24 protein-coding genes, 2 tRNA genes and 2 other annotated features are annotated in these 22,222 nt (G+C 42.3%); of the genes, 15 read left to right on the forward strand and 11 right to left on the reverse strand.

Translation table 11 applies throughout. The features are described 5' to 3' along the window. Window positions 1-93: 93 nt before the first annotated feature. Window positions 94-1,200, reverse strand: a complete 1,107-nt coding sequence (ddlA, locus tag VK097_RS00975; protein ID WP_324209923.1) for a D-alanine--D-alanine ligase — start codon at window positions 1,198-1,200, stop codon at window positions 94-96. Window positions 1,201-1,348: 148 nt separating this feature from the next. Then, window positions 1,349-1,593 (forward strand) — a binding site (T-box leader). A 36-nt stretch (window positions 1,594-1,629) separates the two neighbouring features. Beyond that, window positions 1,630-1,882: a binding site (T-box leader), on the forward strand. A 129-nt stretch (window positions 1,883-2,011) separates the two neighbouring features. Between ddlA and trpE the strand changes: the two genes are divergently transcribed. The 6 genes from trpE (at window position 2,012) to trpA (ending at window position 7,963) form a co-directional block, all read left to right on the forward strand. Further along, window positions 2,012-3,421: an anthranilate synthase component I gene (trpE, locus tag VK097_RS00980; RefSeq protein WP_324209924.1), complete on the forward strand. Its 1,410-nt coding sequence runs from the start codon at window positions 2,012-2,014 to the stop codon at window positions 3,419-3,421. Between the two features lie 142 nt (window positions 3,422-3,563). Continuing rightward, window positions 3,564-4,589, forward strand: coding sequence for an anthranilate phosphoribosyltransferase (gene trpD, locus VK097_RS00985; protein WP_324209925.1), 1,026 nt, complete (start codon window positions 3,564-3,566; stop codon window positions 4,587-4,589). Between the two features lies 1 nt (window position 4,590). Continuing rightward, complete coding sequence (trpC, locus tag VK097_RS00990) at window positions 4,591-5,391, forward strand: indole-3-glycerol phosphate synthase TrpC (RefSeq protein ID WP_324209926.1); 801 nt, start codon at window positions 4,591-4,593, stop codon at window positions 5,389-5,391. Beyond that, the gene (locus VK097_RS00995) at window positions 5,381-5,986 is read left to right on the forward strand and encodes a phosphoribosylanthranilate isomerase (RefSeq protein ID WP_324209927.1); all 606 of its coding nucleotides are present in this window, start codon (window positions 5,381-5,383) and stop codon (window positions 5,984-5,986) included. Before trpC ends, VK097_RS00995 begins: the two co-directional genes overlap by 11 nt. Window positions 5,987-5,991: 5 nt before the next feature. After that, window positions 5,992-7,197: a tryptophan synthase subunit beta gene (gene trpB / locus VK097_RS01000; protein WP_324209928.1), complete on the forward strand. Its 1,206-nt coding sequence runs from the start codon at window positions 5,992-5,994 to the stop codon at window positions 7,195-7,197. After that, window positions 7,190-7,963 (forward strand): tryptophan synthase subunit alpha, encoded by a 774-nt coding sequence (gene trpA / locus VK097_RS01005; RefSeq protein WP_324209929.1) that lies wholly within the window; start codon window positions 7,190-7,192, stop codon window positions 7,961-7,963. The genes trpB and trpA overlap by 8 nt, the downstream gene beginning before the upstream one ends. A gap of 116 nt (window positions 7,964-8,079) precedes the next feature. Here the strand turns inward: trpA and VK097_RS01010 are convergent, their stop codons facing one another. Next, on the reverse strand, window positions 8,080-8,274 hold the full coding sequence (locus VK097_RS01010; RefSeq protein WP_324209930.1) for an SHOCT domain-containing protein: 195 nt from the start codon (window positions 8,272-8,274) through the stop codon (window positions 8,080-8,082). A gap of 131 nt (window positions 8,275-8,405) precedes the next feature. Here VK097_RS01010 and VK097_RS01015 point away from each other — a divergent pair. The 3 genes from VK097_RS01015 to VK097_RS01025 all read left to right on the forward strand — a co-directional run bounded on the left by VK097_RS01015 (window position 8,406) and on the right by VK097_RS01025 (window position 9,228). Then, window positions 8,406-8,481: transfer RNA gene (locus VK097_RS01015), tRNA-Thr, on the forward strand. An 11-nt stretch (window positions 8,482-8,492) separates the two neighbouring features. After that, a tRNA-Ser gene (locus VK097_RS01020) sits at window positions 8,493-8,580 on the forward strand. Between the two features lie 429 nt (window positions 8,581-9,009). Then, on the forward strand, window positions 9,010-9,228 hold the full coding sequence (locus VK097_RS01025) for a spore coat protein (protein ID WP_324209931.1): 219 nt from the start codon (window positions 9,010-9,012) through the stop codon (window positions 9,226-9,228). Window positions 9,229-9,613: 385 nt separating this feature from the next. Here the strand turns inward: VK097_RS01025 and VK097_RS01030 are convergent, their stop codons facing one another. Next, window positions 9,614-9,781 carry a hypothetical protein gene (locus tag VK097_RS01030; RefSeq protein WP_324209932.1) on the reverse strand — a complete coding sequence of 56 codons (168 nt, stop codon included), beginning with the start codon at window positions 9,779-9,781 and terminating at the stop codon, window positions 9,614-9,616. Between the two features lie 21 nt (window positions 9,782-9,802). On the opposite strand from VK097_RS01030, the gene VK097_RS01035 reads away from it, so the two are divergent. The 4 genes from VK097_RS01035 (at window position 9,803) to VK097_RS01050 (ending at window position 11,435) form a co-directional block, all read left to right on the forward strand. Continuing rightward, window positions 9,803-10,195: a spore coat protein gene (locus VK097_RS01035; RefSeq protein ID WP_324209933.1), complete on the forward strand. Its 393-nt coding sequence runs from the start codon at window positions 9,803-9,805 to the stop codon at window positions 10,193-10,195. 24 nt (window positions 10,196-10,219) lie between these two features. Then, window positions 10,220-10,663: a spore coat protein gene (locus VK097_RS01040; RefSeq protein ID WP_324209934.1), complete on the forward strand. Its 444-nt coding sequence runs from the start codon at window positions 10,220-10,222 to the stop codon at window positions 10,661-10,663. A gap of 156 nt (window positions 10,664-10,819) precedes the next feature. After that, the gene (locus VK097_RS01045; RefSeq protein ID WP_324209935.1) at window positions 10,820-11,206 is read left to right on the forward strand and encodes a DUF2642 domain-containing protein; all 387 of its coding nucleotides are present in this window, start codon (window positions 10,820-10,822) and stop codon (window positions 11,204-11,206) included. A 13-nt stretch (window positions 11,207-11,219) separates the two neighbouring features. Beyond that, window positions 11,220-11,435, forward strand: coding sequence for a hypothetical protein (locus tag VK097_RS01050; RefSeq protein WP_324209936.1), 216 nt, complete (start codon window positions 11,220-11,222; stop codon window positions 11,433-11,435). A 104-nt stretch (window positions 11,436-11,539) separates the two neighbouring features. On the opposite strand, the gene VK097_RS01055 is transcribed toward VK097_RS01050, so the two are convergent. After that, the gene (locus VK097_RS01055) at window positions 11,540-12,817 is read right to left on the reverse strand and encodes a glycosyltransferase family 2 protein (RefSeq protein WP_324209937.1); all 1,278 of its coding nucleotides are present in this window, start codon (window positions 12,815-12,817) and stop codon (window positions 11,540-11,542) included. A 760-nt stretch (window positions 12,818-13,577) separates the two neighbouring features. Here VK097_RS01055 and VK097_RS01060 point away from each other — a divergent pair. Next, window positions 13,578-14,600, forward strand: a complete 1,023-nt coding sequence (locus VK097_RS01060; RefSeq protein ID WP_324209975.1) for a polysaccharide biosynthesis protein — start codon at window positions 13,578-13,580, stop codon at window positions 14,598-14,600. Between the two features lie 93 nt (window positions 14,601-14,693). Here the strand turns inward: VK097_RS01060 and VK097_RS01065 are convergent, their stop codons facing one another. The 3 genes from VK097_RS01065 to VK097_RS01075 all read right to left on the reverse strand — a co-directional run bounded on the left by VK097_RS01065 (window position 14,694) and on the right by VK097_RS01075 (window position 17,583). Then, on the reverse strand, window positions 14,694-15,629 hold the full coding sequence (locus VK097_RS01065) for a glycosyltransferase (RefSeq protein ID WP_324209938.1): 936 nt from the start codon (window positions 15,627-15,629) through the stop codon (window positions 14,694-14,696). 65 nt (window positions 15,630-15,694) lie between these two features. Beyond that, window positions 15,695-16,432, reverse strand: coding sequence for a sulfotransferase domain-containing protein (locus VK097_RS01070; RefSeq protein WP_324209939.1), 738 nt, complete (start codon window positions 16,430-16,432; stop codon window positions 15,695-15,697). A gap of 5 nt (window positions 16,433-16,437) precedes the next feature. Next, window positions 16,438-17,583: a polysaccharide biosynthesis C-terminal domain-containing protein gene (locus tag VK097_RS01075; RefSeq protein ID WP_324209940.1), complete on the reverse strand. Its 1,146-nt coding sequence runs from the start codon at window positions 17,581-17,583 to the stop codon at window positions 16,438-16,440. 166 nt (window positions 17,584-17,749) lie between these two features. Here VK097_RS01075 and VK097_RS01080 point away from each other — a divergent pair, with 166 nt between their 5' ends. After that, entirely contained in the window at window positions 17,750-18,850 is a 1,101-nt protein-coding gene (locus VK097_RS01080; RefSeq protein WP_324209941.1) for a glycosyltransferase family 61 protein, read from the forward strand. A 118-nt stretch (window positions 18,851-18,968) separates the two neighbouring features. On the opposite strand, the gene VK097_RS01085 is transcribed toward VK097_RS01080, so the two are convergent. From VK097_RS01085 to VK097_RS01100, 4 genes are read right to left on the reverse strand one after another with little or no spacing between them, the layout of a single operon-like run. Next, window positions 18,969-20,138, reverse strand: coding sequence for a hypothetical protein (locus VK097_RS01085; RefSeq protein WP_324209942.1), 1,170 nt, complete (start codon window positions 20,136-20,138; stop codon window positions 18,969-18,971). 14 nt (window positions 20,139-20,152) lie between these two features. Further along, window positions 20,153-20,983: a hypothetical protein gene (locus VK097_RS01090; protein WP_324209943.1), complete on the reverse strand. Its 831-nt coding sequence runs from the start codon at window positions 20,981-20,983 to the stop codon at window positions 20,153-20,155. Further along, complete coding sequence (locus tag VK097_RS01095; RefSeq protein ID WP_324209944.1) at window positions 20,980-21,669, reverse strand: ABC transporter ATP-binding protein; 690 nt, start codon at window positions 21,667-21,669, stop codon at window positions 20,980-20,982. Before VK097_RS01095 ends, VK097_RS01090 begins: the two co-directional genes overlap by 4 nt. Further along, a complete protein-coding gene (locus tag VK097_RS01100; RefSeq protein WP_324209945.1) occupies window positions 21,662-22,054 on the reverse strand; it encodes a GntR family transcriptional regulator in 393 nt (130 codons plus the stop codon). Before VK097_RS01100 ends, VK097_RS01095 begins: the two co-directional genes overlap by 8 nt. Between the last annotated feature and the right edge of the window lie 168 nt (window positions 22,055-22,222).

Here is a 22,222-nt window from a genome sequence, read left to right on the forward strand (position 1 = left end):
TTCCTTTTTCTGCAGATACTTTTTCTTTTCTGCCGATACTTTGCTTCTTCTGTCGATACTCCTTAATTTGGAGAGCTGCCGTCAGTATTTCAGTTATTCCTCATCCCATACAGCACTTTTCAATGTGCTATTCTTCTGATGACGGTCGATTGCCAGCTCAATCAGCTGATCAATCAGCTCCGGATATGGAACACCGCTGAGCTCCCACAGTTTCGGGTACATGCTGATGCGGGTGAAGCCGGGCAATGTATTTACTTCGTTTACATAGACCTCCCCGTCCTCAGTCAGAAAGAAATCAACGCGGGCAAGACCTTCACATTCAAGTGTTCTGAACGCCTCTATAGCTGTTTTTTGCAACTTTTCAACTTCTTCATCCGTCAAATCAGCCGGCATTTCCAGTATTGCACCGGTTTCATCGATATACTTGGATTCATACGAGTAGAATTCGGTTTGCGGTAAAATTTCGCCCGGCACCGACGATTTTGGATCCTCATTACCTAAAACAGCACACTCGATCTCCCGGCCTTTAAGCGTTTCTTCAATCACCACTTTCTGATCATACAGAAACGCCTGCTCAATTGCTTTATCAAAATCGGCTTGTGTTGAGACTTTGCTGACGCCGACAGAAGACCCTTGATTGGCTGGCTTGATGAACATCGGCACTCCGACCTGGTTCTTTACTGCAGTAAAATCAATCTGATCCTGGCTGGCACGTGAAAATGCTACTCCGTTTGCCACATTAATCCCTGCTGCCTTCAGCAATCGCTTGGCAATGTCTTTATCCATGCAGATGGCCGAGCCCAACACACTGGTTCCAACAAACGGCAAGTTCGCTATCCGCATCAGCCCCTGCAGACTGCCATCCTCACCGAGCGTTCCATGGACAATCGGAAATACCGCATCCAACTGATCAATCAGCCCTGCGTCTGCTGCCCGCACAAGCTGATGATCTGTTTCGCCCGGCACGATGGCGATAGCCTTATTCGATTTATTCAATTGAATCAATTTTGGATTTTCTTCGTTAATCAGATAGGAAGATTTATCATTGATATGCCACTTCCCCTGTTTATCAATTCCGATTAAAACAACCTCATATCTATCTTTATCAATCGCATCGACGATATTTTTGGCTGATTGCAACGACACCTCATGCTCAGCCGATTTCCCGCCAAAAATAATTCCTACTTTTTTCTTTGGCATCTTCAGAACTCCCTCTTTTATGAAAAATGTATATATCTAAAATAGCACATAACAGCATGTTTGAAACAGCATTATTTAATTATTTTTCAAAAACCACTTGACATTCTGGCAGAACAGTTTTATGATATTTAACAATAATTTCATTCTGAATTGAGCAAAGACGAAGAGCAGTAATCTATTCGCTTCACATAAGAGAGCCGGTGGCTGGTGGGAACCGGTGTGTGCGTTAGATGAATGGACTTCCGAGCTTCCAGACCGAACCAATTTTGCAGTAGGCTTTGGCGATCAAGTCTCATCGTTACACGAGACTCTATTGAGCATGACTGCTTGATATGGCCAAAGTGAGCTGTTTTCAGCTAATAAAGGTGGTACCACGGGTTCCTCGTCCTTTTCGGATGGGGAACCTTTTTGCATTTCAAAAAGAATACTGCTAAATTGTCGAGTAAGAGAAGTAAGCTTTTTTTGAAGCGTTCAAGAGAGCCGGTGACGGTGTGATACCGGTACGTGAATCATTGCTGAATGGACTTACGAGAGGTTTCCTGAAATGTCAGTATGGAAACACGGTGCTCCGCCGTTATACGGATAGGATATCGGAAGAAGGATTTTCCCGTATCTGAACAAAGATGGAGATTTGTTATGACTCTCCAAAAGAGGTGGCACCGCGGTTGCAATCGTCCTCTGCATTCACATTTCATGTGTGTTTGCAGAGGATTTTTTTATTCTAAAGCCCCCTGCTGCCTGCAGCGAATTCGAAATCAACACGATTGTTTAACAGAGCCCATTCAAATAACCGGAAAGGAGCCGTGCGAAAATGACAGAATCAAACACACTGCCCTATAAATATACCAAACTGAATGGTGACACACTGACACCCATCGGGATATTCGAAAACCTTTACGGCAGAAAAAAGTTTTTACTGGAAAGCTCAATCCAGCATGAGGAAAAAGGCAGGTATTCCTTCATCGGGGCTGATCCTTATCAGGAATTCAAAGGCAGCGACAAAGAAACAACCATTTTAAATCATGAAAATGAAACATCCGAAACCAGGAACGAACCAGCTCTGACCGTACTCCAAAAAGAATTTCCCGAAATGAATCTGGCACTCCCCTTTCCATTTTTCGGCGGTGCAGTCGGTTACATCGGCTATGATGCCATCCGAAGCTATGAAAATATTGGGGACGATTTACCTGACGACATCGGCATGCCGGATGTCCATCTGATGCTTTACCAAAACATTATCGTTTATGACCATAGCGACGAATCGGTATACCTGGTGGTGACAAATCTGGATCACCAGCCAGAGTACATGCTGGACGAACGGCTGGCAGCTTTGAAAAAGGCATTAATTCCGTTCCCGACGGCAGATGTCTCAGCTGGTAAAGAGGTAGTTTTTGAGCCCGAAATGGAGAAAGAACATTTTATACGGAATGTCGAAATCGCCAAAGACTATATCAGACGAGGTGACACCTATCAAGTCGTGTTATCACAGCGGATGAAAGCTGAGATGCAGGGTGATCCATTTACTTTTTACCGGAAACTGAGAAAGGCCAACCCATCACCATACATGTTTTATATCGATTTTGATGATTACGTTGTGCTTGGCGCTTCACCGGAAAGCCTGATTGAAACAAGCGGCCGGCACATCATGACAAATCCGATCGCAGGGACACGTCCGCGCGGTAGTACAACAGATGCCGATGAAGCCCTGAGGAGAGAACTGCTGGCAGACAAGAAAGAAATCTCGGAACACGAAATGCTTGTCGACTTAAGCCGTAATGACTTTGACAGAGTCTGTGAAACCGGTAGTGTCACTGTGCCTATCTATATGAAAGTGGAGAAGTATCAGCATGTGATGCACATGGTATCGGTAGTCCGCGGTAAATTGGCTAAAGGTTATACGGGTATTGATGCGCTGATGGCTTGTCTGCCCGCCGGAACCGTGTCTGGGTCACCGAGAACCCGTGCAATGCAAATAATCAATGATCTGGAAAATGTCAATCGCGGTGTTTACGGCGGCGGGGTCGGTTACATCAGCTTCAATTACAACCTGAACATGGCGCTCGCGATCCGGTCACTCATTGTAAAAGAGGATCGCGCATACTTACAGGCCGGTGCAGGCATTGTCAATGATTCAGATCCGGAAGCTGAATATAACGAAACGTTGCACAAAGCAAAATCTTTAATGGCCATTAAAGACTATGACGTCACACATGAGGCATAGCTGAGAAGAGCTGTGGAAAAATTTCCGGAGCGGTATCATTGCACTCAAATATACTTTCAAAGTACGTCGCAGTTTATGTTTTTTATTAAAAAGAACAACCGTTTAAAAACAATCATTTTTAAAATAGAAAGGAGATTTCATCATGAAACATTATCTTGAAAAACTGCTGAGCCAGGAAAACCTGACATTAGAAGAAATGAAGGGTGCTGCCACTGCGACATTTGCAGATCATATCAGTGAAAGTGAACTTGCTTCATTCCTGACTGCACTGCGGGCAAAAGGCGAAACACCTGAAGAAATCGCCGGACTTGCTGAGGTTATCAGATTACAATCCAGTCAAACAACGAACACATTAACGGATGTCATGGATAATTGCGGGACCGGCGGGGACGGATCACACAGTTTCAACATCAGCACAACCGCTGCGTTTGTGCTTGCCGGCGCCGGGGTTAAAGTTGCCAAACACGGCAATCGCAGCGTTTCAAGCAAAACGGGAAGTGCTGATGTGCTGGAGCACTTAGGCATCTCCCTATCTTTTTCAAAGGAACACGTGGAGGAAATGATTCAGGAAAATAACATCGCATTCCTCTATGCACCCCATGTCCTTCCTGGTATGAAGCGATTTATGACTGTCCGGAAAAACTTAGGCATTCCGACAATCTTTAATCTGGTTGGCCCGCTGACAAACCCGGTCAATCTTGACACACAACTATTGGGATCTTATCGCCGAGATATGCTGCCAGTGCTTGCTGAAACACTGCATCAGCTCGGACGTAAGCGCGCACTAGTCATTAACGGTGCCGGGTATATGGATGAAGCGTCACTTGCAGGCGACAACCATATTTCATTAATGGATGAAGGAAAAGTCACATCATTCACCCTTCATCCGTCTGAGGTCAATTTACCGGTGTATGACAATGACGACATCCGGGGCGGTGACGCAAAAGATAACGCCGCTATTCTGCTCGATGTCCTAAACGGTAAGAAAGGCCCTTATTACGATACCGTCCTGCTCAATGCCGGGATTGGCTTATTTGCCAACGGGGCCGCAGCGTCGATTAAAGACGGCATCCAAAAGGCTGAAGAGAGCATTCAAAGCAGCGCAGCCATGGAAAAACTGCAGCGATTGGTCGATTACAGCAGCAAAATCACAAGCGAGGCGATATAACATGACCATTTTAGATAAGATTGTCCAGCAAAAGAAAAAGGAAGTTGAACAATTAAAAAGGCAGGCGCTTCCTGATGTGCCGCCAACAACCGGACAGGTGCCGTCGATTACCCGGACATTTCATAATACAGAACGCATGAACATTATAGCCGAAATCAAACGGTCATCCCCTTCCAAAGGGGCAATCGACCTCGATGTTAATCCGGGCAATCAAGCAACCTTATATGCATCAAACGGCGCCGGAGCGATATCGGTGCTGACCGATGAAACGTTTTTTAAAGGGTCGATGAATGATTTGCATGCCGTTCGCAAAGCAGTCGATGTCCCGCTCCTCTGTAAAGACTTTTTCATCGACAAGGTACAAATTGATCATGCCAAAGCGGCGGGAGCCTCCATCATTCTATTGATTGTCGCAGCCATGTCCCCGTCCAAATTGCAGGAGCTCCACACTTATGCCAGCGAGCAGGGCCTTGATGTGCTTGTTGAAGTGCACGATGAAGATGAAATGAAAACGGCCATTGAGTCACGCGCTGACGTTATCGGCATCAACAACCGGAACTTAAAAACGTTTGACGTTGATTTAAATACCACCGGCCGGCTGGCATCTATGGTCACGAACCCTGACACCATTCTGATCAGCGAAAGCGGGATTAAAACGCGTAACGATGTCGCTGAAGCTGCCGGCAGCGGTGCGCGGGCCGTCCTTATCGGCGAAACACTGATGTGGGCTGATGACTTGCCGCAAACAATCAGCGAGCTGCAAGTCCCGCTAACGGAAGGAGAACAGACCAATGTACGTTAAAATTTGCGGCATGACAACGATTGAATCGGCACAAGAGGCTGTCAGGGCCGGTGTGGATTTCATCGGGTTTGTCTTCGCACCGAGCAAACGGCAATTGACACCGGAAAAAGCAGCGGCCATCAGCAAAGAGGTCCCGTCATCAGTCAAAAAAGTCGGTATATTTGTCAATGAAACCAGGGATACGATTATACAGACTGCCGAAACAGCAGGACTGGATATTATTCAGCTGCACGGCGATGAACCAGCGACTTTTGCTGAATCACTCCCCTTCCCTGTCATTAAGGCGTTCCGGATGGGTAAACAGGATGTGGATGAAATACAAGCTTATCCGTGTGACTATTTTCTGATCGACAGCCCTAAAGGACCCAACCGGGGCGGCAATGGCACGACATTTGACTGGGCCCGGCTGGCAGATGCCGGGCTGGATACCGAAAAACTGATTCTTGCCGGCGGACTGAATCCCGAAAATGTGCAAACAGCGGTTTTAACTGCCAAACCGGCGGGTGTGGATGTATCAAGCGGTGTTGAAACGGGCGGCGCAAAAGACCGTGAAAAAATCAATCAATTTATTAATAACGCTAAAATGAAAGGATGATGGCAATGACCACATATACATTCCCGGACACGAAAGGAAGATACGGCAGTTTCGGCGGACGATTTGTTCCTGAACTTTTGATGCCGGCACTGCTTGAACTGGAAGAAGCTTACGATGCAGCCATGAACGACCCTTCTTTCAGAGAGGAACTCGATTATTATTTGAAAGACTATGTCGGGCGGGAAACGCCGCTTTTTCACGCCAAAAGCCTATCTGAAAAACTGGGCGGGCCTTCCATATACTTGAAGCGTGAAGACCTGAATCACACAGGGGCACATAAAATCAATAATACAATCGGTCAGGCTTTGCTGACATTGCGAATGGGAAAGCAAAAGATTGTTGCCGAAACAGGTGCGGGCCAGCATGGCGTCGCTACCGCAACAGTTTGTGCGCTCCTGGGACTTGAATGCATTGTTTTCATGGGTGAAGAAGATATCCGCCGGCAAAAACTGAACGTTTTCCGGATGGAACTGCTCGGTGCAAAGGTCGAAAGTGTATCACAGGGAAGCGGCACATTGAAAGATGCAGTGAATGAAGCATTGCGTTACTGGGTCAGCCATGTGGAAGATACACATTATATCATTGGCTCTGTTGTTGGCCCCCACCCTTTCCCGAAAATGGTGCGTGATTTTCAGTCCGTTATCGGGAAAGAAACGAAACAGCAGCACCAGAAGGATAGGGGGCGACTCCCCGATGCGGTTGTTGCCTGTGTAGGCGGCGGCAGCAATGCAATGGGCATGTTTTATCCGTTTGTCGAGGATGAAGACATTAGAATTTATGGTGTGGAAGCCGGTGGAAGCGGAATTGAAACGCAAAAGCATGCTGCAACATTAACAGCCGGCAGTGTTGGGGTTTTGCATGGGACAATGACACATCTGCTGCAGGATGAGCATGGCCAGATTGAAGAGGCAAATTCCATTTCAGCAGGCCTCGATTATCCCGGCGTCGGACCAGAGCACAGCCATCTTCATAATACCGAGCGCGTTACCTACACATCTATCACAGACCGGGAGGCTATCGATGCTTTTAAGCTTCTATCACAGACGGAAGGGATTATTCCGGCTCTGGAAAGTGCTCATGCGGTGGCTTTTGCGGTGAAACTGGCAAGGGAAATGGATGAGTTTGAATCGTTAGTTATTTGTTTATCCGGACGCGGAGACAAGGATGTTGAATCGGTTAAAGATGTATTGGGAGGGAATGCCGATGAATAATAAGTTTTTGGATAATGCGCTTAAAAACAAACGGTCAGCAGATCAAAATATTATTGTCCCATACATTATGGCCGGTGATGGCGGACTTGATATCCTTGAGGAGCGGCTCAGTTTTCTTGAAGAATGCGGAGCAGTGGCTGTGGAACTCGGCATCCCCTTTTCCGACCCGACCGCAGACGGACCAACCATTCAAGATGCCGGACAGCGGGCTTTGGAGAATGGCACGACACTGAATGGTGTCCTGGAAGCATTGGAGACATTCAAGGATAAACGGTCGATTCCGGTTATTTTGATGACCTATTTAAACCCTATTTTCACTTTTGGCCCAGAGAAATTTGCGGCAGCCTGTGCAAATGCCGGTGTAAATGGTGTGATCATTCCAGACCTGCCACTGGAGGAAGAAGCATTGATTACTGACGCCCTTGAACAATACTCAATTTCCAATATTCGGTTGGCCGCTATGACCAGCCCGGATGAGCGGCTCATTGAAATTGCCCGGCGTACGGAAGGTTTTCTCTATGCCGTTTCGGTCAAAGGCACAACCGGTGCCAGGACATCACACGGCAGCAATGTTCAAACCTATTTGCAGAATTTGAAGCAAATGACGGACACACCCGTGCTGGCAGGGTTCGGTGTATCAACCCCCGAACAGGCCCGTGACCTATCCACTAACTGTGACGGTGTAGTTGTCGGAAGCAGGATCGTGGATTGGTTTCATAAAGGACAAACAGAGGATATCAAACACCTGATCCAGAATAGCATCTAAATCCTGCTGCCGCTTGCCTGCCCTCCGGCGAGCGACGGCTTAACTGTCCATAAATGTCCGATTTTGTTCAACTAACATTCAGTGGAGAAGAACACTCCACTGAATGAAGTTTCACTTTATTTCCCTTGCTTTTTCCTCGCTTTCTCATACTCTTCCTCAGTAATCTCGCCCTTTTCGTATCGCTCTTTCATGATTTCCAACGAACTTTGCCTCCTGTCGCTTTTTCCCGCATTGAATCGATAGAGGATAATCACAATCATAACCAAAATAATAACTGTCAGACCTAATCTGATATAGCCTTCCACTGTCATGCGAGCACCTCCGTTATTACTGTTCCCTGTACTTGCCAATTTAAGCACAGAAGAATTTCCAGTCAAATCCATTGCACAAACAAAAAATTTATATTATGATTTTCAATGAACTTAAAAGTTGCAGATAACTTGCTGGTGTGGCACAGTTGGCAGCGCGGCTCACTCGTAATGAGCAGGTCGGAGGTTCGAGTCCTCTCACCAGCACCATTTCAGAAAGTGGAGGAGTACCCAAGCCCGGCTGAAGGGGACGCACTCGAAATGCGTTAGGGGTTGACGCCCGCGTGGGTTCGAATCCCACCTCCTCCGTTTAATACCCTTAAATGCAAAACTGTCGCCCCAATGGCGGCAGTTTAATCTTTTTAATAAAGATAACACTTCAAATAACACAACTTGCGTTCGGAAGGAGGCGCTGTCATGAGAACATATACCGTATCGTCCACATGGATTTGTTTAAAGAAAAAATAAGTAAAATATATGATGGATTCCTGCAGTAAATCCTATCCGGAGTCAATCCCCGATTTAAAAGTGCAGTTAGCCAAACTGTGCTTTTTCTTGTCTTACTCTCCCCTTCTCTTTCCGCTAAATAACGATGGGTACCTGTCTCTCATATATCTCTCATAGGATAATAGTCTATCAACGATTCATGGTCCCTAAAAATCATAGACAACAATACAATCAAAAGTTGTCATTAATCATAAAATACACTAAAGCTTAAAGAAAGCAGGTGAAATTACTATGGACGGCAAGTCATCCAATCACAACGCAATACCCGAAAAGGTTGCCAAAGTCATGGTTGATGAAATATTTCGGAAAAATAATGTAAACCCTGAGGAAATCAAGAATAATATATCGAATGACCAGAAAAAAATGCTAAAAGAAATGGTTGAAGATCTAAGGGAACAGGTGGATCAATTTAACAAAGGGGAAAAAGATACGACGAAAACAGATGAATAGAAGTCTATTAAAGAAAACACCCATTTCATAGGTGTTTTCTTTAATTTTGCCTAAAAACGATAATCTAGTGAATGTGTACAATCTGATTAGTAGGAATATCCATAGAGTAATATTAACTAAAGAAAGGAGTGTAAATATGAATTCAGATAAGAGACACGGTATCATGAATCCCTATGGCAAGAGTAAATACTTTTACCTTAGGGATAAACTAAAACGCCGTCATCAACACTGCTGTCAGAATTGCGGATCCAACGATTGTTCATTTGAATCCAACCAATGCGACAGCTGCAGAGATGAAAGTAAGTGGCATAATCAACGAGAAGAACGCAAACATGGACGTCATCACCGCTGTCAGAGTTGTGGATTCAATGACTGTTCCTCTGAATCAAACAAATGTGACAGATGCAGACATGAATATAAGAAATGTGACCAAAGAAAAGAACGAAATCGCGACAAAAAACACCAATGTCAGAGTTGCGGATCCAATAATTGTTTCCCTGAATCCAATCACTGCGACAAATGCAAGGATAAACACACGCATGGCAACCGCCATAACCAGCATGACCGCTTTGAAATGGTGGAGGTCGATTCCGATGCACTTGTGTCACAGGATGCAAGCCAGTATTCCTTTATGGATCAGGAATCAGCAGAAATGATTTGGGTGAAGGAATCCTGTGATATTACAGTCGATTCCAGAGACACCCAGATCGGACTTTCACTTCAAGCTAGTTTACAGCTGGCGATATCCCTGGTGGTGAACGTTGCCATAGCAGATTCAGCAAGAAGCGAAGCCATATCACAAGATCTTATGCAGTCCTTTAATTCCGAACAAGTCAATAAACAAAAAATCTTCATCTACAATACTAAAGACGCTACTGTAACTACGAGAGACACAGACCTGGCCGTTAATATTCAAGTTCTGCTGCAATTGCTGATAATGCTGGTTGTAATGGTTGATGTTCTATAAAAATAATGAAAGGAGTGGAAAATTATGGATCATATGACAAGAACAAAATGGCGTGCACTTGACCATTGTGATGAAAATACAAATGACCAAAACAACGCAGAAGTGACGCAGGATGCGGATCAGTTTGTATCAAATCAGCAAAATTCAGATGAATGGATTATCATAAAGGACTCCCAGGATATTGATGTCACAACTACCGACAGGCAGGCCGCTTTCTCTCTACAGCTTGGTATTGAAGCAGCGATTGGAGCCGTTATTAATATTTCTATTGGGAACGGATCACAATCAGATAGCGTAACACAAGGCATCAGACAAATGGTCAGCACACGACAAGGGAACTGCCAAAAAACAATTGTTGAACAGTCAAGGGATATTGAAATCACCACAAGGGATACTGACGTAGCTGTTAATATACAATTGTTATTCCAGATTCTCGCTGCGATTGTTGCCAGCCTGGATATTCTGTAATGGTCTTAAAGGAATTCCCGGGGATGAGGAGTAAACCAAATGAAGCGGAGACACTTCATCCCCTTCTCCCCGGAGGTCTGTATTACAAGTCCTATTTTGGTTATCTGACAGATAGGACAAGAGCACAAAATATCAATAACGAAAGGAATGAATGAAATGGTTAACCTGACAAATCGTCAACGGGGCCTGCTGCGTCTGGCCAATCAGTTATCCCAAAACTTAGTTACTGATAATACGGATAACGGTTTGAATCACAACTTTTCAGTTGATTTGCCGGGCGTCGACTTCGATGCTGGATTCAATTTAGATTTCGGTACAGATGATGGAACAGATACACCCGTTGACCCTTCGCCTTCCACGCCTGAAACGCTAAGAGATGTATTGCTGGAATTACAGAATGAGCAAGTGGAGGTTACGACGCCATTTGGTCCGGTAACAGGGACGGTCATTTCAGTGCAGAATGACTATGTTGTACTGGTTGAAGCCGATGGGTCTCAAATTCTTGTCCCTATAGAGAGCATTGAATTGGTCAGTGAATTATAAAGGAGGGATTCAGATGTTCCAAGATACGTTTGCAGCTGAGCTGGCCACACGCATTGGATCAAGGGTTGAAGTAGCTACTGATAGCAATTTGATAGAAGGTATTCTCTCCACCGTTACCACAGATTTAGTTCTCGTTGTAGAGATTGACAGCGGTTATGGGGAAAACACCACACTATACCTGTCAATAGATGCTATCAATTTCGTCCGTTTTCCTGCTGCAGCCGCTTAGGACAAATATTCCAGAAGACCCTGGCTTATTAGAAGCCGGGGTCTTTTCAGTTAAATGAATTTGGAGGTTGGGGAACAATAGGTGGGAACGGTCATTACTCTCTTTTAATTAAGTGATTTTAAGAAATTATTCCAGCCGCCAAGGTTTTGCTTCGTAATGCTTTCTTTATGTTCCCTGACATTGTAGACGGTGAAATCCTGATACTCAAACCGGTAACGGCTTATTAACCGGATTAATACACTGACATCTTCGTAAAGCCTGCCGTCTGCAAAATCGATAACCGGAAAGCCGCCTTCTTTTTTTAACGAAGACGTGCGATAGACACGCGGTCCAAGCGGAAAACGGTATAATAAAAGATTTTTCCTCCCCTTAATAGATCTTCCTTTGGCAATTCCTTTAAACACGACGTCTTTTTCTAATTGTTTCCATTTTCTTAGATTGCCGTACAACACAGACACATCATCCGGAAGACCTGCAAGATGTTTTTTGATGACGGAAACAGCATCAGGATCAAGCCAGTCATCAGCATCAAGCTCCAATATAAAATCGGACGTAACGTGCGGCAATAGTGCGTTTAAGGCCCTTGCCTTTCCCCCGTTCTCTTTACTTAACACCTGTACCCTTGAGTTACCACGATACCGCCTCAGCCGCTGCCACGTATCATCAGTTGAGCCATCGTCCATGATCAGTAACTGCTCCGCCTGTTCTTTTTGCATTAGACAGCTGGCCGCAGCCGTTTGGACATATGCCCCCATATTGTAACAGGCCATGATGATCGAAAGGCTGGGGTGATTGGTATTCGTTTTTTTCAGTTGGTATTTTTCGATAAACTTTTGCCTTTCAGATGTGTTCCTGGAGCTATTATTCCTCGTCTGCTTAACTAAACCTTCCTTAAACCTTTTCGCGGAATCTTCCATCCGGGAAAGCCAGGCAGGTAAAAGTGCTTCTTTGAATGGCAGCTCAGAAGAAGTTAGCAAGAATTGCTGTTTTAGAAATGACGTGCGAATGAGTAGAGGCATCCGAATTGTCATATCCCTATTATGTTTAAAGGTTCCTAAAACAGACTGGTTCCTGGCAAGATGCAGGGAATAGGGCGTAATTTTAGCTGAAAGATAATCATTGCCGCTCAGCAATAACACATGAGTGGTATCAATCGTATTGATTGTATCTTGCAATATGTCTCCTTCATTCTTATCCTCAATCGTCAAAAACTGAACCTTCTTAGACCAATCAACTTCAGGAATTCGCTTTAAAGCGCTCCCCCCTTGTTGAAAAACGATAACCGCTTTCAGTCTGGAACGAATAGAGTTTAACGACATAAACGCTTTATGCAGTGCTGTTTGATCAGAATAATGGATAAGAAAGGCAGTTATATCGCTCAACAAAACCTCCTCCGATCACCAAAAATTTGTCTGGAGAGCTTACAACGCCCTTGTACATGGTATGATTCTGGATAAATACATATGCTTATAAGACAATTTTGGTTTACCTGGTGTACTATATCTCCTATAAAAACATGTTATCTGTCCAATGTATTATAAGATTGTGCAAATCTCTTAGTGGAAGTGCCGATTCGACTTGCTTTGATATACATACCATATTGTAATCGATACAAGTCTTGTTGAGAGTCCACACCCATGAATTTAACCCTTGGAAAGCCGGCTGATCACCGGCTTTCTTGGTTTCCAATTTTTACCTTGATCAAATATATTAGTGCACGAAATTTAAGACCCTGAATTCCATTGCTTCCAGGTCTCTGTATAACACATTTGGACTCACACCAACTGCCTTTTTTGCTTTTATTTAAACATATATCATATACAGTCTACTATTTTCTTCATAAATTAGTGGTATAACCTTTTACTTTTTCAAAATTAATGATGGCGGTGATCAAGCGGGAATGAACAAAGCAACAGAGAAACTAATTTTAGAAGTATATCTATCATCTAATCATCGGCATTATTCAAACCTATATCCCTACTGATATAAACAGTAGGAATTATCCCGCACAACTGGTCGTCTATGACGTTTAGGCAGGGGTCACTCTCAGTAATGGTCCGATTATGATCATCTAACAATCAGCGGGGAATCCCCCAATGATTGAAAACCCACTTTTATATCGCTGGAGGGAGTTGTTTAAATGTGTTTCAAAATACGACAATATTGATTACCGGAGGGACGGGTTCCTGGGGACATGAACTAGTTAAAAAGCTGCTGCCATTTCAACCAAAGGAAATAAGAATCTTTTCACGTAATGAATTTGCTCAGGTGAAAATGAAAAGGACATTTTCGGATAATCCCTATTTAAAATTTGTAATTGGCGATGTAAGGGATTTTGCAGCAGTGAACGAAGCAGCAAAAAATGTTGATTATATATTCCATCTTTCGGCACTCAAACATGTACCGATATGCGAAGACCAACCTTCGGAAGCGTTAAGAACCAATGTAGATGGTACGGAGAACATTATCAAAGCAAGTTTAAATCAAAACGTTAGAAAAGTCATTGATGTTTCAACAGATAAAGCTGTGGAACCGATCAATTTTTATGGACTTACGAAAGCCGTTGGTGAAAAATTGATCATTCAGGCCAATCAATTAAGCAATCATACACAATTTGTCTGTATCCGCGGCGGCAATGTTATTGGGACAAATGGCAGTGTGATCCCGTTCTTCAAAGAACAAATTGCAACCCATCATACTGTTCCTCTTACATCCAAGGAAATGACACGCTTTTTCCTGACGGTTTCTCAAGCCATTGATTTGCTTTTATATGCATCCGAACAAGCAATTGGCGGCGAAATATTTGTCATGAAAATGAAAGCATGCCGAATTGTCGATTTGGTTGAGGTCCTAGAAAGACATTTTGCTGCAAAAGGTATTGCTATAAATGAGATAGGGATCCGTCCAGGAGAGAAACTCCATGAGGTATTAGTATCAAATGCTGAATCACGGAACACTTATAAATTCGATGAAAATTACTATGTCATTTTACCTGACAATACTACAGAGAAGATAAAGAAAAGATATGAACATTTGCCAAGGGTCACTTTCAAACGTTATCAATCCAATGATGAATTAATGTCATTCAGCGAAATTGAGCAAATTCTTATGAACGCAAACTTTATCACATCATCACAAGCCCTTTTTAGAGGTGATGCCCGGTGAGAGTCAAATCATCCGAAAAGCATCCCTTACCACGCTAAATGTGGTAAGGGATTTTTGTTCAACAGAGCTTAATACCCGTGGTGTTACTGACAGTTACATGCGGGATACAGCGCTCTCTATCTGCTGAACTAATTGTCCTGCCCTGTGAGAGGTTGAATGGTGGTTATGAACGAAGCGATACCCCTCTTCGGTAATCCTTTCCCGCTCTTCAGTATTTTTTAGATAGTAATCAGCTTTTTCCGCAAAGTTTTCTTCGTTTATAGCTACAAAATGCTTGCCTGCTATCAAGCCAATATCCTTAAGTTCCGGTAAGGCAGGAGCCATTAGTAATGTGCGGCACGCTGGCACTTCAAAGTATTTAAATGTCACAACCTGCCGTACTGAACCGCATGCAAAAAATAGCTTTGCCTGATTAATGGCCCTGGCATAGTTTTCTCCAATTAACGTATTTTCTGCTTTTTCCTCTGTAAAATCCCGCCATCCTGGATGAGGACGGTTAAAAAATCCGGGATCATCTTTATAATGCTGTAATATTTTTTCTCTTAATGGATAGATTTGAGGAAAAGAAACTTCTCCCAGCATCATTAGATCAATCGGTTTTTCACCACCATAGTTTTTAAAGATTGAGGTATTCGCAAATTGAGGGAGAAAAAACACCTGATCATGCTTTTGACGAGGATAATAATTGTAAAAATTATGCCGGCATATAACAAAGAATGTCTTGATATGATTATTCGTAATATACCTTTTCCGCTGTCTCACAAACCGGTGAGCATCGTTTACCATCAGCCCTACAGGAATGCTGATATTGGATAGACCGTTAACCACAGGCCTGAACATTTTACCTACATCATTTATGATTAAAATGAAATCCGGTGTCTCGGGGATCTTTCGTAATATTTGATTAATATGACCGGATTTTCGATGAACCATCAGTTTCGTCATCTTTGCTAATTCTTTCTCTAAATAGTAATAATTATTATTTGTAAAATGGGAAGTATCGGCCGCAATCAGCAATAAATTCAGCATCGATTATACACCTTCCTAAATAATAAAACGCCCTCTTTAATCAGAAGGCGCTTATAATAATCTCTTTATTTATACCCTAATCGTGTTAAAATCTTATCAAATGTTTGATCGATTTGCTGCTGCTGCTCTTTGCTTAAAACTGATTTCCATTTATTCGCCTTACCTTCTCTTACAAAAGGCATATTGTGATTGACAAATGGTGAATTACCGTTTAGATGGGACTGCTGTTTCTGTTCCAACGCTTTCATATTATCGAAAGAAGACCAATTAACCGCTTCATTGATTTCTTGTTCTGTCCTGTCTAAGTTCAAGAAGTTAATAATCCTTTTTGCCTCTTTAGAAGTATTTTCAAGAAGATCCTCGTATTTAACAAGCAGAAAACCATTTTTTATTTTTTCTTGTTTGTCAAGCCAGCTTTCTATATTCGCATCCCACATTCCGGGCCCAATATCGCCTTCCATAAACGCATCAAAATATTCATCAAAATCACGAGTTTCACCATAGTATTTCTGAAAATGATGATAATAGGAGATGACAACATCCCTGGGGTCTCTTACCAGGTAAATAACTTTGGGATATGATGGATTGTAACGATCATGACTCCATACAAGACGCGGGGTCGGCAAGTTTTCAATTGGTGCACTTGATACATTTTGAATCATTTCACCCTTTGTGGCCCAATCTATTTTTTTTCGGTACAATAACATGGCTACAAGAAATAACAAGAAATTATTCCCTGATTTTGGATAGGCAACCAAACAAATATCGTCTTCCTGACATGTGTATGTCCTATCTGCTGACACGGTTATCATCCTTTCTTTTCATCATTTTCATTCGGCTGAACGTTTAAGGAAAAAGTATCCGGGTTATCCGGATCAAAAAGTTCATTGGCCCAAAACAAAACAATTATCTCATCATCCGTTACGTTTTCAATTGAATGGGTATAACCTGGCGGAATATCAACCATCTCTATGTTTTGGTCCGAGACCATATAAGTGATCAGTTCTTCACCGGAATCGATCTCCCTTAGTTTAATGTTTGCCACTCCCTTAATCACACAAAATTTCTCTACTTTTGTATGGTGATAATGATTCCCTCTTATGACGCCCTTACGTGATGTTGACATAAAGACTTGGCCGGCCTGGTGTGATTTGATTAATTCAACTAGACTTCCTCTTTCATCCTGATGAGCCGGCAAACTATATGAAAAATTATTCTCGGCTAAATACGATAAATAGGTCGTATACAAGTACTTTGTTAATTTGTTGGACAGGTCAGGTATGATCAGCGTTTTTCTCATATCCTTTATCTCATAAAGCTTTTGAGCCAGTTCTCCTACCGTTGTATGGAAGGTTTGAGTGATATCGCAATAGAATTTTCCTTCCGTCTTTTCCCGGTCAAGACAATCCATAAAACTGTCCACAACATCATCAATATATACGAGATCAAGTGCTTTGTTCGCATCATGAATGTCGATGTCCCGGTCATGTGCCAATTCATGACAAAAAGTCGCGACAACTGAATTATAATGCGGTTTACACCACTTTCCAAAAACACCCGGCAGCCGATAAATATATACTTCTGCACCGGTATCATTACTATAATTTTTCAGCACTTCTTCGGCCGCTCTCTTACTTAAACCATAAGGTATATCAAGTTCTGCTTGAGTGGTGGATGAAAAAACGATTTTCGGTGTCTTATGATGTTCTTTTAAATAGTTGGTGATCAATTCAGTAAGGCCTCTATTGACCCTTGCAAATTCTTCATTATTTTGGGGTCTGTTCGCCCCTGCCAGATGATAGATAATATCTGCGTCGTTTAATTGTTCATACAGCAATGGCAGATCTTCCCCGTTGTGATACTGTTTGACACACACTCCTTTTTGTCTATGCAGCCTATCGATAAGATTCGTACCGATAAACCCGCCCGCACCGGTTACCAATACGTTTATCATTTAGTAATCCCCCCATTTCTGTGCATCACGTATTTATCAGGTTGGTATAGCAGGTCAATCGTTCAACACTATTGAATACTTTTCTACATATTATGGAGTACTCTAAAATACGTGCAAAAACAGGGCATAGGTCAAGGTCGTTAATTAAAAAAGGAGATGTATAAGTATGACAGATTTATATATTCATACGAAAGAATGGCTAGACAAAAACACAAAAACAGAAGATATAGAAGATGTTTATAAGGAATTCTACACAAATGAATCGGTAACATATACGCGTCCAAAAGGAGATCCGCCGCAATGGGTTGACTGGGTGTATCCTCCACAATTTGGGGAGAACCACAAGTTTCGAAAGTCTTATGTTTCAAAAATAGAAAACGGAAGTATATGGATGTGCGATAATAGAGAAGGCATGGTTTATGTATTGACACCTGATTACAAGTGTTTGTATGACATGGTCTTTCATTTATATTGGAGATATTTTGAAAAGGCTGCAGTTAATGAAATACCTTCTCCCACTTCTTATTATGGAACGTTGGGTGTTTTAGCATGGGCCGGGCATTCCAATTACTGGCATTGGCTGCATGATACGTTAGGACGTTATCATTTGCTCCAGCTCAGCGGCTTTAAGGTCGATAAATATGTTCTGCCCCCTCTGACATCACCATTCCAGTGGGAAACAGTTAACATGCTCGGCATCCCTGAGGATAAAATCTTACAGCTTACTCCGGGAAAACACCTAAAAGCAGAAAATTTAATTTTACCATCCGTACCATTTAATGCAGGAACATCTGTGAAATGGACAGTTGAATTTCTCCGGGACTTATTTCTGAAAGAAGGCCGCCATACAAGCTCAAACGACTATGATCGCATCTATATCAGCCGGGAAGATGCTTCGTGGAGAAAAGTTGCCAATGAACCCAAACTCATGAAACTTTTGAACAAAAAAGGATTTAAGAAAATTGTGTTGAGTTCCTTAACTGTACAGCAGCAAATTGATATTTTTTCTTCAGCCAAAGTAATCATAAGTCCGAATGGAGCAGGATTAGCAAATATTATGTTCTGTCAGCCGGGAACGAAAATCATTCAGTTATTCACGTCAACGTCAGACGAATTCATGAAAATTGGACAGTATTTAGGTTTGGATTATTATTTTCTGAAATGCAGGAATGCGAACCCCGGTTCCAGAACGCATGAAGTCATCAAAAACCTTGTGGTTGATGTAAAAAAATTGTCCGGGATTCTGGAGAGTGAGGGGGTAAAGTGAAAATACACTTGTAACGCCTCGCTATTGTGGATTTGTTTTGTATTTTCACTTTAGCAGGGTTACAAGTGTTTTTCATTGTCTATCACATTATCCTTTAAATATCAGTCTTAGATTTTGGTCAAGAGCCAATCTGAATATCAAATATATGCAGTGCACCATTTTGGTCAATTGGCTTCTTACTAGTCAATTGCCCATTGTATAACGTTTCCCCTGTTGTTGTATCAATAACAGCTATATTTTGGCTTGTTTTCTTTCCGGGATTTCCTGTGAGCAGATACATTTTATCACTGTCTACATGCAGCATTGGCAGTGTATTCCTCTGCATATCACCATTACTGGTGTCCTGTGAAGGCAGGTCTATTTCAGCTGTAATTTCATCCGTTTCAATATTATACTGCACAATTTGATTCCCGGTGCTGAAATAGAGATATTCATTATCATAAGCGAGGGCATCTCCCGATAAATCTTGAGACGGTTCTAATGTTCGCTGTTCTCCAGTCTCCAAATTATATACAATATATCCTTGCACATCTTGGCCATCCGGGCTGTCTTTACTGAAAATGATATATTTCTGCGCAGCTGTCTGATCTGAAGCAGATATCATCCCAAGATGGTTCATCGCATTATTTTCATTTTCTCCTGTAATTGCAACTCTTTCATCTTCGTTTATTTCCTGTTTCATAATATCAAAACTGTACAAGTATATTGCATTTCCGCCATCCTTAGAAAAATTGCGCGTAACAACCTTCAATGTATCATCTGTCATTTGTACATCCTCAACGTAAACTTGTGTATACATTGCCCTGTTTGGTACTGGCACCGTGAATGATATTGTTTCATCATTTTCCTTATTCAGAACGGCAATATCAAATTCCATATCATTGTTGGAAATACGTACAGATTGATTAATTACTTCAGCATAGGCCAGTGTCTCCTCTTCTTCAAAGTAGGAAGTGATGCTCCCGGTTTTTCCACGCATGAAGCCACGATATTCTTGCTGCAGTCTGTAAATTTTATTGTTGTATAACCCTTGAATACGCTCAATAAATGACTGATTACTGTTGTATTCAGAACCATCAGGCGTCACTTTGACAGATTCACCCATGCTATTTCCGGCAGTATAATTGCCATTTAGAATGACCGAATTGATTAGTCTTTCATTGCCGCTTATCTTTTCAATCTTGAATTCCGGATAATTTCCTGCCGCTAAGGACGACTTTATATAAAATGCCCCAATGGTCAGAATGACGACTGTTACGATTACGATTAATCTCCAATACCGTTTCATTTTTATGTCTCCTTTCACACCGTTACTTTTTTCGTCAATAAGAAGTTACCCAACCAAATGGACATAGCTGTTACAATGACTCCCAGCACAACTTCCAGACCAACGAGCTCAAGTGGATATAAATAATTCTTATTAAGGAAAATCGTTGATAGGATCGGCAAAGCAAAAATGATGACTGAAATAATAACGTAGCCAACGCCCGCGATTATCCCTTTCCACTTGAAACTGCGCTCGAACAAAATGGCCGTAAACAGCACAGATACCGCCATAAACCCGGCACCATAATGTAAGATAAATTCAGTAAACGTCCGTGGAATGAGCATGGATAAGTAGTCCCCATTGATAATCTGGCCAACTGTCATATCCGATCTCAAATCTACCGGCACCATCCACTTGAAAACACTATTCTCCAACGGCAGGATGATAAGCTGAACGGATACAAGCCCCAGTACCATTAGCACAATAGATATTGCCTTGGCTAAATAGATATTCAGCCGGTTTGTGGGGAGCATCAGAAGACGATAGATAAACGTATTTTTTCCGACCCAGTCGCGATACCAGATCAGGAAAACATAGAAGATCAATGCTGCTGCACATATTCCAATCGACGCCATAAACCAGAGACTTCTGGCAAAATCTAAAAATGTGATGGCTCCATTTTGTTCCACAAACTGAGCCACTGGTATCATGCTTTCACTGATTGCCTTATCAGCCCTTGCCATATATTCATTTGATTTTACAATCACACCAGCAACCTGTACGATAATCGTCAGTGCAATCAGCATCAGGTAAATTTTCATAAACCGGCTTAATTCAAAATTCACGAGTTTCGTAAATCGATTCATTGCTGATACACCTCCCGCATTACATCGACAACTGACTTGCCTTCTTCCTCCCTGACTTCTTCACTGTTGAATTGTTTTAACACTTTTCCGTCATCAAGAAGAACCGCCTTATCTATCAAATGCTCAATATCATTGATTTCATGGGTTGTAATAACCACACCACGGTCTTCAACCAGATGACTTGTGAATACCTCAGCAATCTGCTCCCGGCTGAAAATGTCAATACCGGAAAACGGCTCATCCATTAATAAATAGTCAACATTCAACGCCAATCCAAGGAGCAGATTAACTTTGGCTCTGTTTCCCTTTGATAAATGATTGATTTTTTCACTTTCCTGCAGCTTGAAGAAATCGAGCAATTCCGCTGCGCGTTCCTGGTTCCAGCTGTCATAAAAATCGGCCATGAACTGCATTGATTCCGCAATTGTCATGCTTGGCTGCATAATAATGGCATCCGGAATGAATGTGATTTTTTCATAGCTATGTTTATGGATGGTTTCACCATTTATAAGTATTTGTCCCCTATTAAGCGGGGTCAGGTTCATGATCGCATTCAGTATTGTTGTTTTGCCAACGCCGTTTATCCCGATAATACAGGTAATCTCACCCTTTTCTGCAGTGAAGGATACTCCCTTTAACACGTGTTTACGGCCGAATTTTTTCTTAATGTCGTTTACCTCAATCATCTTTAACCTCCTTACCATCACTTTTGTCGTCGTATTTTTCTTTGACAAGTTCCAGCACTTCGTCAACTGGAACATTGATTGATCGGACCGAATACACAAAATCATTAACCGCTTCCATGATCAATTCCTTTCTCACCGATTTAAGTACATGCTCATCTCGTGTAATCTTACTCGGCAAGTTCCGCTCCGTCGTAATCAAACCCGCTTCCTCCATTTTTTTATAAGCCCGCTGTGCTGTATTTGGATTTATTTTCAATCGGTTCGCCAGCTCACGCCGTGACGGGATTTCCTGACCAGGCTCAAATACGCCGGTCGCAATCTGTTCTTTAAAATGCCGGATAACCTGCACATAGACCGGATCCCTTTTATTAAAACTCACATTCATAATCACAGCTCCCATTTCATCAGATGAACACAAGTGTATTAATAGATTAATACACATCGGTCAAAAATTTGTATTAAGTGTGTAATACATCCTATGCACTGTATTATATGGTTAATACACTAAGAAGTCAATAGGCTATTTTAATTTGCTTGCCATCTGGTAAAAAAA

The sequence above is a fragment of the Lentibacillus sp. genome, assembly GCF_035301675.1.
GTDB lineage: Bacteria > Bacillota > Bacilli > Bacillales > Amphibacillaceae > Lentibacillus.